The 12,387-nt window shown below is 71.1% G+C and carries 14 protein-coding genes; 8 read left to right on the top strand and 6 right to left on the bottom strand.

Annotation, left to right across the window (positions count from 1 at the left end; genetic code table 11):
• Window positions 1–17 precede the first annotated feature (17 nt).
• The gene (locus JHD21_RS06075; RefSeq protein WP_292672473.1) at window positions 18–977 is read left to right on the top strand and encodes a glycosyltransferase family 2 protein; all 960 of its coding nucleotides are present in this window, start codon (window positions 18–20) and stop codon (window positions 975–977) included.
• Here JHD21_RS06075 and JHD21_RS06070 read toward each other — a convergent pair.
• The 6 genes from JHD21_RS06070 to JHD21_RS06045 all read right to left on the bottom strand — a co-directional run bounded on the left by JHD21_RS06070 (window position 877) and on the right by JHD21_RS06045 (window position 6,001).
• On the bottom strand, window positions 877–1,815 hold the full coding sequence (locus JHD21_RS06070) for a COX15/CtaA family protein (protein ID WP_292672472.1): 939 nt from the start codon (window positions 1,813–1,815) through the stop codon (window positions 877–879). The two genes, JHD21_RS06075 and JHD21_RS06070, sit on opposite strands and share 101 nt — an antisense overlap.
• Window positions 1,806–2,579, bottom strand: a complete 774-nt coding sequence (locus JHD21_RS06065; protein WP_365695580.1) for an ABC transporter permease — start codon at window positions 2,577–2,579, stop codon at window positions 1,806–1,808. The genes JHD21_RS06070 and JHD21_RS06065 overlap by 10 nt, the downstream gene beginning before the upstream one ends.
• On the bottom strand, window positions 2,576–3,532 hold the full coding sequence (locus JHD21_RS06060) for an ABC transporter ATP-binding protein (protein ID WP_292672470.1): 957 nt from the start codon (window positions 3,530–3,532) through the stop codon (window positions 2,576–2,578). Before JHD21_RS06060 ends, JHD21_RS06065 begins: the two co-directional genes overlap by 4 nt.
• A gap of 42 nt (window positions 3,533–3,574) precedes the next feature.
• Window positions 3,575–4,234, bottom strand: coding sequence for a glycerophosphodiester phosphodiesterase (locus tag JHD21_RS06055; RefSeq protein WP_292672469.1), 660 nt, complete (start codon window positions 4,232–4,234; stop codon window positions 3,575–3,577).
• Window positions 4,231–5,010: a phosphatase PAP2 family protein gene (locus JHD21_RS06050; protein WP_292672468.1), complete on the bottom strand. Its 780-nt coding sequence runs from the start codon at window positions 5,008–5,010 to the stop codon at window positions 4,231–4,233. The genes JHD21_RS06055 and JHD21_RS06050 overlap by 4 nt, the downstream gene beginning before the upstream one ends.
• A 121-nt stretch (window positions 5,011–5,131) precedes the next feature.
• Window positions 5,132–6,001 carry a lysylphosphatidylglycerol synthase domain-containing protein gene (locus JHD21_RS06045; RefSeq protein ID WP_292672467.1) on the bottom strand — a complete coding sequence of 290 codons (870 nt, stop codon included), beginning with the start codon at window positions 5,999–6,001 and terminating at the stop codon, window positions 5,132–5,134.
• A gap of 146 nt (window positions 6,002–6,147) precedes the next feature.
• Between JHD21_RS06045 and JHD21_RS06040 the strand changes: the two genes are divergently transcribed.
• From JHD21_RS06040 to sufU, 7 genes are all read left to right on the top strand, one after another.
• Entirely contained in the window at window positions 6,148–6,840 is a 693-nt protein-coding gene (locus JHD21_RS06040) for a helix-turn-helix domain-containing protein (protein WP_292672466.1), read from the top strand.
• Complete coding sequence (sufB, locus tag JHD21_RS06035) at window positions 6,837–8,255, top strand: Fe-S cluster assembly protein SufB (RefSeq protein WP_292672465.1); 1,419 nt, start codon at window positions 6,837–6,839, stop codon at window positions 8,253–8,255. The genes JHD21_RS06040 and sufB overlap by 4 nt, the downstream gene beginning before the upstream one ends.
• Window positions 8,256–8,290: 35 nt before the next feature.
• Window positions 8,291–9,400, top strand: coding sequence for a Fe-S cluster assembly protein SufD (gene sufD / locus JHD21_RS06030; RefSeq protein WP_365695578.1), 1,110 nt, complete (start codon window positions 8,291–8,293; stop codon window positions 9,398–9,400).
• On the top strand, window positions 9,400–9,735 hold the full coding sequence (locus tag JHD21_RS06025; RefSeq protein ID WP_292672462.1) for a non-heme iron oxygenase ferredoxin subunit: 336 nt from the start codon (window positions 9,400–9,402) through the stop codon (window positions 9,733–9,735). The genes sufD and JHD21_RS06025 overlap by 1 nt, the downstream gene beginning before the upstream one ends.
• Window positions 9,732–10,496, top strand: coding sequence for a Fe-S cluster assembly ATPase SufC (gene sufC, locus JHD21_RS06020; RefSeq protein WP_292672461.1), 765 nt, complete (start codon window positions 9,732–9,734; stop codon window positions 10,494–10,496). The genes JHD21_RS06025 and sufC overlap by 4 nt, the downstream gene beginning before the upstream one ends.
• A gap of 61 nt (window positions 10,497–10,557) precedes the next feature.
• A complete protein-coding gene (locus tag JHD21_RS06015; protein WP_292672496.1) occupies window positions 10,558–11,784 on the top strand; it encodes a cysteine desulfurase in 1,227 nt (408 codons plus the stop codon).
• Window positions 11,785–11,796: 12 nt separating this feature from the next.
• Window positions 11,797–12,240 (top strand): Fe-S cluster assembly sulfur transfer protein SufU, encoded by a 444-nt coding sequence (gene sufU, locus JHD21_RS06010; RefSeq protein WP_292672460.1) that lies wholly within the window; start codon window positions 11,797–11,799, stop codon window positions 12,238–12,240.
• Window positions 12,241–12,387 lie beyond the last annotated feature (147 nt).

Raw genomic sequence — 12,387 nt, 5'->3', positions numbered from 1 at the left:
GTGGTGAGATACCCAGCATGGGGCAGACACCGACGATCAGTGCGGCGATCTGCACACATGCCACCGATCGGCTCGAGGACCTCGCGTCCGGACTGGCAGGCGTCGCGGCGCAGAGCCGGCCTCCCACCGAGGTGATCGTGGTCGTCGACCGCAACCCCGAGCTGCTCGAGCTCGTCGCGTCGCGGTGGCCCTGGGTGCGGGCGGTCGCGAACACCGACCACGGTGGGCTCGCCGGGGCTCGCAACACGGCGCTCGCGACCGCCACGGGCGACGTCGTCGCCTTCCTCGACGACGACGCCGAGCCTGCCCCGGACTGGTTGGAGCACCTGGCGGCGCCGTACGCCGACCCGGACGTCCAGCTCGTCGGCGGCTGGGTGGAGCCCCGGTTCGACGACGAGCGGCCCGCGCACCTCCCGCCGGAGCTGGACTGGGTCATCGGCTGCAGCCACCGCGGCCGCCCCACCCGGCGGGCCGACGTGCGGAACGTGACGGGGGCGAGCATGTCCCTGCGCCGGGGGCTCCTCGACCAGGTCGGCGGGTTCGAGGAGGCGGTCAGTCGCAAGGACCACGTGCCCGTCGGCTGCGACGACACCGAGTTCTGCATCCGGGTGACGCAGCGCGTCCCGCACAGCCGGATCGTCACGGAGCCGGCGGCGGTGGTCCACCACCGGGTCCCGTCGCAACGGGGCTCGTGGCGCTACCTCCGTCAGCGGGCGTACTCCGAGGGCAGGTCCAAGGCCGTCGTGGCGGCGCTGGTCGGCGCGCAGGACGCGATCTCGGACGAGAAGGCCTACGTCCGGCGGGTGCTGCCGCTCGCGTTCGCCCGGGAGCTGCGGCACGGCCGGCTCCGCGGGGCGGCAGGCGTGTTGGTGGCGCTCACGTGGGCCGGCTGGGGCTATGCGCGCGGCCGGCGGTCTCCACGTCAGGCAGTCGCCCGGTCCGGGGATGTCGCACCTCGAGCAGCGCCCAGGTCATGACCGCCGAGATGAGCGCGGCGCCGAGCAGGTGGAGGCCGACCAGCACGACAGGCAGGTCGGTGGCGTACTGCACGAACCCGATGGCGCCCTGGGCGACCTCGACGCCGAGCAGCACCTCCACCGCGCGGGTGGCCCGGGACCGGCCACCGGTGGCCAGGAGCGCGAACAGCAGCCCGGCCGTCAACCCGACGAAGAGGAACACCAGGTCGGTGTGCAGCTGGCTCGTGCTGCGCGGGTCCAGCCCGTTGCGCACCGCGTCCTCGTCGCCGGCGTGCGGGCCGGACCCCGTGACCACGGTGCCGAGGTAGAGGACGGCCCAGCCGGCCGCGAAGGTGGCCCACGCCAGCCGCGTGACCCATCCCCGGTCCGGGTCCGGGAGCGGGCCGTCGAGGGACAGCAGCAGCCGCACCGCGAGCCCGATGATCGCCAGCGAGACCAGGAGGTGGAACGCGACCACCCACGGGTTGAGGTCGGTCCGCACGGTGATCCCGCCGATGACCGCCTGGGCAGGGATGCCCAGGAACAGGACGACGACCATCCACCTCACGTCGCGGCGGGCGCTGGCGAGACCCGCGACCAGCGTGGCGACCGCGACCGCGACCAGGACGAAGGTGAGCGTCCGGTTCCCGAACTCGATCGCGGAGTGGTAGTCGAGCTCGCCGTGCGGCGTGTAGGAGTCCTCGGTGCAGCGCGGCCAGGTCGGGCAGCCGAGACCGGAACCGGTGAGCCGGACGGCGCCGCCGGTGAGCACGATCCCGATGTTGGCGACGAGTGTCGCCCAGGCCAGGGGTCGCAGGAACCTCGCCATCGGCCTCACCCCGCCCGGCGTCACTCCCATGAGAACGTCCTCGCCGCGAGGACCGAGCCGACGGCCCCCCAGCCGAGCAGCACGGCGAGGTCCCGCCAGGCGATGTCCCCGTGCAGCAGGGCGTCGCGCATCGCCTCGCCGAGGGCTCCGGAGGGCAGCCACGTCGCCACGTCGCCGAACCCGCCGTACGCCGCGGCCGGGAGGACGACGGCACCTCCGGCGAGCAGGAGCAGGTAGACGAGGTTGGCGACGGCCAGCGTCGCCTCCGCGCGCAGGCTGCCCGCGACGAGCAGGCCCAGCGAGGCGAACGCCGCGGTGCCCAGCGACGCCGCCAGGACCGCCCCGACGAGGCCGGCGGGTCCGGGGGAGGGGTCCCAACCGAGGAGCACACCCACCACCGCGATGACCGCGACCTGGAGCAGCTCCACCAGCAGAAGGGCGAGGATCTTGCCCGCCAGGAGCCCGGACCGCGGGAGCGGCGACGTACCCAGCCGCTTGAGAACTCCGTAGCGGCGCTCGAACCCGGTCGCGATGGCCAGCGAGGTGAAGGACGTCGACAGGACCGCGAGCGCGAGGACGCCCGGGGTGACGACGTCGACGACCGGGTCGTCGTAGTCGAGGCCCAGCGAGTCCGCGGCACCGACCAGCCCCACCAGCACGATCACCGGGATCACGACGGCGATCAGCAGCTGCTCCCCGTTGCGGAGCATCAGCCGCGACTCCATGCGGGCCTGGGTCAGCACCATCCGCGGCAGCGTCGCCGCACCCGGCATCGGGGTGAAGGTGCCGGTCACTCGGTCACTCCGCGGGCCAGCGTCCGGCCGGTGAGCTCGAGGAAGACGTCCTCGAGGTTGCGGGTGCCCAGGGTCAGGGACTCCGGCAGCACGTCGTTCTCCTCGCACCAGCGGGAGACCCGGGCCAGGGTGGAGGCGTCGGCGCTCCCGGTCAGGAGCAGGCTCAGCTCGTCAAGGACGACGACCTCGACCTGGTCGCCGAGCGCGGCCTTGAGCGACTCCGGCGCCCCCGGCGGGAAGGGCTTGGTGACCACGAGCCGGATGGTCGAGGTCGGGCCGCCGCGGGTCAGCTCGATGGGCGAGCCGCTGGCGACCAACCGGCCCCGGTCGATGATGTGGATCCGGTCGGCCAGCCGCTCCGCCTCGTCCATGTAGTGGGTCGTGAGCACCACCGTCGCGCCGTCCTCGCGGAGCTCCTCCATGACCTCCCAGACGTCGCGCCGCACCGCCGGGTCGAGACCGGCGGTCGGCTCGTCGACGAACACGACCTCAGGACGGCCCACCAGCGCCATGGCCAGCCCGAGACGCTGCTTCAGGCCGCCGGAGAGCCGGCGGTACGGCGTCCGGCCGCACTCCGCGAGACCGAGACGCTCCTCGAGCATCGCTACGTCGAGGGGGTGGGCGTGCAGCGCGGCGATGTGCCGCAGCATCTCGTCGGCGCGGCTGCCGCTCCAGGCGCCGCCCTCCTGCAGCATCACACCGATCCGGGGGAGCAGGGCGCGGGCATCGCGGACCGGGTCCAGGCCCAGGACCCGGACCGACCCGGACTGCGGCTTCCGGTATCCCTCGCAGGTCTCCAGGGTGGTCGTCTTGCCGGCGCCGTTGGGGCCCAGGACGGCGGTGATCGTGTGCGGCTCGACGGTCAGGGAGAGACCGTCGACGGCGACGGTGTCGCCGTACCGCATGACCAGGGCGTCGACCTCCACAGCAGGAGTCACCGCGGACGTCGACACGGCCGAAGTCTATGGACGAGCCGGGTGCGGACCCGTGGAGGGTCAGCCGCTTCGGTGGCGTACCTCACGCAGGATCTCCGGCTCGTTCGTGATCACGCCGTTCGCCCCGAGACCGACCACCCGGTCCAGCGACGGCAGGTCGTCGATCGGCCAGGTCATCACGACCGGGACGTGCTCGCGCAGCATGGTCACGACGCCCTGGTCCAGGAGCGAGGCGTGGACGGACACGCCGTAGGTCTTCCCGCTGGTGTCGGCCCGCAGCCGCCGCCGGAGGGCGGCGAGCTCGGCGCGGTTGCGTGCCGAGAGCACCGGCCGCACGAACCCGAGCTCGGCCACGGCGTCCACGGTCGGCCAGTAGCGGCCGCAGACCAGGACGTCGCGGACCGGCGTCCGTTCGTGCAGGAGCTCGGCGACGGCTCGTCCGGTCGAGGTCCGGCGGCCCTTCAGGTCGAGCATGAACGTCGTGCCGCGCCGGTCGGCGTCGAGCAGCTCGCTCAGGCCGAGCCGGGGCGCCGAGGCGGAGGCGAGCTCCCAGGTGTCCCACAGGAACGGCAACGGTCCGGCCGTCTTCAGGTGCCGGACCTCGAGACGCCCCCGGTGCTCGTGGACGTCGCACTCGATGACGTCGGCGCCCAGGAGGTTCGCCTCGTGCAGCCCGGCCAGGGAGTTCCCCGCCCGGTGCGCGATCGCGAGCAGGCTCATGGCTCCGCCGACCCGCTGCGCACCGCCGGGGTCGGCGCCCGGGCCGTCGGCGCCCGGCGGCTCCTGCGGCGCTCCAGCGCGATGGCGAGCACGAACCCGAGCAGCGCGAGGCTGACACCGGCGATGACGTCGACCAGGTAGTGGTTGGCGGTCGCCACCACGGCGAACGCCATGAGCATGGGCAGCACCCAGCCGATGAGCCGCACCACGAGGACGCCGCCGGCCGTGGCGATGGAGATGCCGACCAGCAGGTCCCACCCGGCGTGCAGGCTGGGCATCGCGGCGTACTGGTTGACGAAGTTCGGAGGCTGGAGGTAGCGGTAGGCCGCGGAACGCTCCGTGACCGTGTCGATCAGGTCCGGGTCCACCAGCCGCGGCGGCGCGACGGGGTAGGTGACGAAGACCACCAGCCCCAGCCCGCCGGAGATGAGCATGGCGTCCCGGAGCCGGAGGAACACCTCGCGGTGCCGCCACCCGAGCCACACCATCGTGGTGATGATGACCGGCCAGTGCCCCCAGATGTAGATCCAGTTCGCGAAGGTCGACAAGGCCTCGGACGGCGTGACCGCGGCCTGGACGGCCTCCTCGACGTCGATCCCGATGGCCTGCTCGAAGCGGATCAGGTCATGGGCGTGGTCGACGGCGGTCGCCGGGTCGGTGGAGGTCAGGCCGCGCACCTGGAAGTAGCAGAAGATCCCCGTGAGGACGATGAGGGCCTGGCCGAGCATCCAGTGGACGCGACGGTGTCGCAGCACGACGCCGCGAGGCAGCAGCATCCACCGACCTCCTCGTCCGGAGCAGGGCGCGCCGGTCGGACGCTCCCCAGCTCCGATACTGCCTCGACGCCGCCGTCGTGACGACGGGAGAAGGTCCTGTCCGCTCCGGGTGACCGAGGTGTCAGGCAGCGGCGGCGGCGAGGCCGTGCTGCCGGCGCGCGACGAGCAGGCTCACACCGCCGAGGCCGAGCGCGGGCAGCCAGGCGATCGCTGCCTTGAGCGAGACCGCCGCGGCGGCCGCCGCCCAGGGCACCCCGGCCGCGACCAGACCGACCACGAGCGCGCCGTCACGCGGGCTGGCACCGTTGGGCCCGGGGACCGCGCCGGCCAGCTGGCTGGCGCCGAACGCACCGAGGACGACCCACGGCGACACGGTGTGGCCGGTGGCGGCGACGGAGCCCACGAGCAGGGCAGCGATCGACAGCTGGTAGCCGGCCGACAGCACGAGAGCGTGGGCGAGCGTGCGCGGCGGCGGCAACGGCCGGGTCGGCAGGAGTCCCGGCCGCACCCTGCGGAGCACCAGCACCACGACGACCGCCACCACCGAGACCCCGACGACCGGGAGCAGGAGCCGCAGCGGCAGCGCCGTACCCGCGAAGGCGACGAACGCGGCCAGGCCGATCGCGCCGACCAGCCGGTCGGCCCCGACGCTGAGAACGGCGTCGCCACGGCCCAGGCCGGTGCCGGTCAGCCTCTTGAGCCGCCACAGGTCCGCTCCGACGTGGCCGGGAGTCAGGAGGCCCAGGAGCTCGGACTCGGCGTACGCCCGGATGTGCCAGCGACGCGACAGTCCGGCGTCGGTGAGCGCCCGCCACCGCAGGGGGCAGAGGAGGTACTTGCCCAGCACCCAGGGCAGCAGGCCGAGGAGCAGCGGCCACAGGGTCACCTGGGGGAGCCGGGGGAGCGTGAGGGCCGGCACGAGCAGGCTGACCAGGACACCCAGGACCAGGACGGTGCGCGAGGTCACCACTCGTCGGAGGCGGGGCAGCATGGGATCCTTGGGTTGCGTAGGGTCTGTGGTCCCAGTGTCGTCGATGGTGCAACCCCGGGTGACCGAAGTGCGCGGATTGCCGGGCGAGATCCTGGTAAGGGTTGCCTTCCTTGAACCGCTCCAGTCAATAACGGCACACTGGTGTTGTGATATTCGAGGCGGACCACCCCACGCGGCAGCGCGTGGCCCGGTCGATCCTCGAGCACGGCCCGTCGACCGCGGCCGCCCTGGGCGAACGGCTCGCCCTCACACCCGCCGCCGTCCGTCGCCACCTCGACCAGCTGGTGGAGGAGGGGGCCGTCGAGGCGCGCGAGCCACGGGTCCCGGTGCGCCGGGGCCGGGGCCGTCCCGCCAAGGTCTTCGCGCTCACCGAGCACGGTCGTGAGGGCTTCGACCAGCAGTACGACGACCTCGCCGTGCAGGCGCTGCGCTTCGTCGCCGAGACCGGCGGCGAGACCGCGGTCCGCGAGTTCGCCAACCGGCGGGTGGCCTTCATCGAGGACCGCTTCGACGAGGTCACCACGGCCAACCCGCACCTGAGCCCCGCCGAGGTGCTCGCCCAGGTGTTCACCGACGAGGGCTACGCCGCCGGCGTCCGTGCCCTGCCGATGGTCAACGCGCAGCACGCGGGGGAGCAGCTGTGCCAGCAGCACTGCCCCGTCTCCCACGTCGCCCACGAGTTCCCCCAGCTGTGCGAGGCCGAGACCGAGGCGATCAGCCGGGTGCTCGGCCGCCACGTCCAACGGCTCGCGACCATCGCCCACGGCGACGGTGTCTGCACCACCTGCATCCCTGCTACGCCCACCCCGACCACCACCAAGAAGGAGAAGGTCTCGTGACCTCCATCGAGGAGCGCAACCCCGAGCTCGAGGGCCTCGGTCGCTACCAGTTCGGCTGGGCCGACAGCGACGTCGCCGGTGCCGCGGCCAAGCGCGGCCTGAGCGAAGAGGTCGTCCGCGACATCTCCGCCAAGAAGAGCGAGCCGCAGTGGATGCTCGACCTGCGGCTCAAGGGCCTCAAGCTCTTCCACCGCAAGCCGATGCCGACCTGGGGCTCGGACCTGTCCGGCATCGACTTCGAGAACATCAAGTACTTCGTCCGCTCGAGCGAGAAGCAGGCGGCGACCTGGGACGACCTCCCCGAGGACATCAAGAACACCTACGACAAGCTCGGCATCCCCGAGGCCGAGAAGCAGCGTCTGGTCTCCGGCGTCGCCGCCCAGTACGAGTCCGAGGTCGTCTACCACTCCATCCGCGAGGACCTCGAGGAGCAGGGCGTCCTGTTCCTCGACACCGACACCGCGCTGCGCGAGCAGCCGGAGCTCTTCCGGGAGTACTTCGGCACCGTCATCCCGGTCGGTGACAACAAGTTCGCCGCGCTCAACACCTCGGTGTGGTCCGGTGGCTCCTTCATCTACGTGCCGAAGGGGGTGCACGTCGACATCCCGCTGCAGGCCTACTTCCGGATCAACACCGAGAACATGGGCCAGTTCGAGCGGACGCTGATCATCGTCGACGAGGACGCCTACGTGCACTACGTCGAGGGCTGCACGGCTCCGATCTACTCCTCCGACTCGCTGCACAGCGCCGTCGTCGAGATCATCGTCAAGAAGGGCGGCCGCTGCCGCTACACGACCATCCAGAACTGGTCCAACAACGTCTACAACCTCGTCACCAAGCGCGCCACCTGCGAGGCCGGCGCGACCATGGAGTGGGTCGACGGCAACATCGGCTCCAAGGTGACGATGAAGTACCCCGCCATCTACCTGATGGGCGAGCACGCCAAGGGCGAGACCCTGTCGGTGGCGTTTGCCGGCGAGGGTCAGCACCAGGACGCCGGCGCCAAGATGGTGCACGCCGCCCCGCACACCTCCAGCTCGATCCTGAGCAAGTCGGTGGCCCGCGGCGGCGGCCGGACGTCCTACCGCGGCCTGATCCAGATGAACGAGGGCGCCTACGGCTCCAAGTCCAACGTGCTGTGCGACGCGCTGCTGGTCGACCAGATCAGCCGCTCCGACACCTATCCCTACGTCGACATCCGCGAGGACGACGTCTCCATGGGTCACGAGGCCTCGGTCTCCAAGGTGTCCGACGACCAGCTCTTCTACCTGATGTCGCGGGGCATGGAGCAGGACGAGGCGATGGCGATGATCGTGCGCGGCTTCATCGAGCCGATCGCCAAGGAGCTCCCGATGGAGTACGCCCTCGAGCTCAACCGGCTCATCGAGCTCCAGATGGAAGGCGCGGTCGGCTAGCTATGGGCCTGGAAGTCACTTCCCACCTGCATCCGGTGGGCTCGTTCGACCTGTCCGACCACCCTGTCCCGACGGGGCGCGAGGAGGTCTGGCGGTTCACTCCGCTCAAGCGTCTCAAGGGGCTGCACGACGGGGCCGCGCTCACCGGCGACGGCATCGACCTCAAGGTCGAGGCGCCCGAGGGCGTCAACGTCGCCCGGGTCGACGTCGCCGACTCCGGGCGCGGCCGCTCGGGGTTCGTGCCGACCGACCGTGTCAGCGCCCGCGTCTGGGACGCCACCACGGGCGTCTTCACCGTCGACGTCCCCGCGGACACCGAGCTCGCCGAGCCGGTCGTCGTCAGCCTGACCGGCCAGGGCGGCGACGAGGCGGTCGCCGGGCAGCTGCTCGTGACGGTCGGCAGCCACTCCTCCGCGACCGTCGTGGCCCGCTTCCAGGGGTCGGCGACCTTTGCCGACAACGTGGAGTTCGTCGTCGGCGACGGCGCGAGGCTGACCTACGTCACCATCCAGGACTGGGACGACGACGCCGTCCACCACTCCACCCAGCGTGCCGTGGTGGGCCGTGACGCCTCGCTGAAGCACGTCGCCGTGACCTTCGGCGGCGACGTCGTCCGGCACGACGTGACCGCGACGTACGACGGCTCGGGCGGCTCGGTCGAGATGCTCGGTCTCTACTTCGCCGACGCGGGCCAGCACATCGAGCACCGGCTGTTCGTCGACCACAACGAGCCCAAGACCTCGAGCAACGTGCTCTACAAGGGCGCCCTGCAGGGGCAGGGCGCCCACACGGTCTGGATCGGCAACGTGCTGATCCGCAAGGAGGCCGAAGGCATCGAGACCTACGAGGAGAACCGCAACCTCGTGCTCTCGGACGGCTGTCAGGCCGACTCCGTGCCCAACCTGGAGATCGAGACCGGCGAGATCGAGGGCGCCGGGCACGCCTCGGCGACCGCGCGGTTCGACGACGAGCAGCTGTTCTACCTCCGGTCCCGCGGCGTGGGGGAGAAGGAGGCGCGGCGCCTGGTCGTGCATGGCTTCTTCACCGACCTGATCCGCAAGATCGGCGTGCCCGAGATCGAGGAGTCCCTGACCTCGACCGTCGAGGCGGAGCTCGCCAAGAACGTGCTCGAGGGGGTCTTCTGATGTCCTTCGAGCGCGCCTGTGCCACCAAGGACGTCCCCGAGGACGAGGCGATCGGCATCCAGCTCGGCGACCTGGAGGTCGCCGTGGCCCGCCAGGGCGACGAGTTCTTCGCGATCCAGGACCTCTGCTCGCACGCGGCCGTCCCCCTGAGCGAAGGCGAGGTGGCCGACGGGACCGTCGAGTGCTGGCTGCACGGCTCGCGCTTCGACCTGCGCAGCGGACGGCCCACCGGCCTCCCGGCCACCGAACGCGTGGCGACGTTCCGCACCGACGTCCGCGACGGCGTCGTCTACGTCGACACATCCACCACCCTGAACGGAGTCACCCCTTCATGACCACTCTCGAGATCAAGGACCTGCAGGTCTCGGTCGCCACCGACGACGGCGCGAAGGAGATCCTCAAGGGCGTGACGCTGACCATCAAGGACGGCGAGACGCACGCGATCATGGGTCCCAACGGTTCGGGCAAGTCGACGCTGGCCTACTCGGTCGCCGGCCACCCGAAGTACGACGTCACCGGCGGGAGCGTGACCCTCGACGGCGAGGACGTGCTGGCCATGTCGGTCGACGAACGGGCCCGCGCCGGGCTGTTCCTCGCGATGCAGTACCCCGTCGAGGTGCCGGGCGTCTCGGTGTCCAACTTCCTCCGCACCGCCAAGACCGCGCTCGACGGCGAGGCCCCCAAGCTGCGCACCTGGGTCAAGGACGTCAACGCGGCCCTCGAGCAGCTCAACCTGGACCCGACGTTCGGCACCCGCAACGTCAACGAGGGCTTCTCCGGCGGCGAGAAGAAGCGCCACGAGATCGCCCAGCTCGAGCTGCTCAACCCCAAGATGGCGATCCTCGACGAGACCGACTCCGGCCTCGACATCGACGCGCTCAAGGTCGTGTCCGCGGGCGTCAACCGGTTCCGCGAGCAGGAGGGCAAGGGCGTCCTGCTGATCACTCACTACACGCGGATCCTGCGCTACATCGAGCCCGACTTCGTGCACGTCTTCGTCGACGGCCGGATCGCCGAGCAGGGCGGACCCGAGCTGGCCGACGCGCTCGAGGCCGAGGGCTACGACAAGTACATCAAGGCCTCCATCGGTGGTTGAGGAGGGGCGCTAGCCCCGTCTCGAAACCTCGCAAGCTGACAAGGAGACGCAATTGGACGGCCTGCTCCCCGAGCTGGAGGTCATCCGCAAGGACTTCCCGATCCTCGAGCGCTCGCTCGCGGACGGGAGGCCGCTGGTCTACCTCGACAGCGCCAACACCTCGCAGAAGCCCCAGGTCGTCATCGACACGATGGTCGACCACCTCGAGCACCACAACGCCAACGTCGCGCGCGCCATGCACCAGCTCGGGGCCGAGTCGACGGAGGCGTTCGAGGGAGCCCGCGACAAGGTGGCCTCGTTCCTCGGTGCCCGCTCGCGCAACGAGGTCGTGTTCACCAAGAACGCCACGGAGGCGCTCAACCTGCTGGCCCGCACCATCCCGCTCGGTCCGGGCGACAACGTCGTGGTCACCGAGATGGAGCACCACTCCAACATCGTGTCCTGGCAGCTGGCCTGCGAGCGGTCCGGCGCCGAGCTGCGCTGGTTCGGCCTCACCGACGACGGGCAGCTCGACCTCTCGGACGCCGACCGGCTGGTCGACGAGCACACCAAGGTCGTGGCCTTCACGTGGGTGTCCAACATGCTCGGCACCATCAACCCGGTCGCCGAGCTCGCGGCCCGGGCCTCGGCGGTGGGCGCCTACTCGGTGGTCGACGCCTCGCAGGCCGTGCCGCAGCTGCCGGTCGACGTGGCCACGACCGGCTGCGACTTCCTGGTGTTCACCGGGCACAAGACCGTCGGTCCGACCGGGATCGGCGTCCTGTGGGGACGCGAGGAGCTGCTCAACGAGCTCCCGCCCTTCCACGGCGGCGGGGAGATGATCGAGACGGTGACGATGGCCGGCTCGACGTACGCCAAGGCCCCCCACCGGTTCGAGGCCGGCACCCCGCCGATCGTCGAGGCCATCGGGCTCGGGGCGGCCGTGGACTACCTCGCGCACATCGGCATGGGCGCCGTGCACGCGCACGAGCAGGCCGTCACCGCGTACGCCCTCGAGGGACTGGCCACCGTCCCCGGTCTGACCGTGCTCGGCCCCCTCGACGCCGCGGCTCGTGGGGGTGCCATCTCCTTCGAGATCGACGGCGTCCACCCCCACGACGTCGCGCAGGTGCTCGACTCCCGGGGCGTCGCGGTCCGGGCCGGCCACCACTGCGCCAAGCCGGCGCACGCCAGGTTCGGGGTGCAGAGCTCGACCCGGATGTCGTCCTACCTCTACACGACGCCCGCGGAGATCGACGCCTTGGTCGAGGGCCTGGAATACACCCGCTCGTACTTCAAGTTGGGCTGAGCGGAGACTGACATGGACCTCGACACGCTCTACCAGGAGATCATCCTGGACCACTACAAGCACCCCCATCACGCGGGCCTGCGCGACCCGTTCGAGGCGGAGGTGCACCACGTCAACCCGACCTGTGGCGACGAGGTGACCCTGCGCGTGCACGTCGCCGACGGGCGCATCGAGGACGTGTCCTACGACGCCGTCGGGTGCTCGATCTCGCAGGCCTCGACCTCGGTGATGACCGACCTGGTCATCGGCAAGACCGTGGACGAGGCGATGGCTGTGCACGGCGAGTTCCTGGCGCTGATGCAGGGCAAGGGCACCGTCGAGCCGGACGAGGACGTCCTGGAGGACGGCATCGCGTTCGCCGGTGTCGCGAAGTTCCCGGCGCGCGTGAAGTGCGCACTACTGTCGTGGATGGCCTGGAAGGACGCCACGACCCGATCCTTGGAGGCTCAGCCATGACCGCACAGCCTGACCACAGCGACCTGCCCGACGTCCCCGAGGCGCAGGCCGCAGCCGGCGGTGCGACCGCGACGGTGACCGTCGAGGACGTGACCGAGGCGATGAAGGACGTCGTCGACCCCGAGCTCGGCATCAACGTCGTCGACC

The sequence above is a fragment of the Nocardioides sp. genome, from assembly GCF_016462705.1.
Lineage (GTDB): Bacteria > Actinomycetota > Actinomycetes > Propionibacteriales > Nocardioidaceae > Nocardioides.
This window is presented reverse-complemented; position numbering and strand designations above follow the sequence as displayed.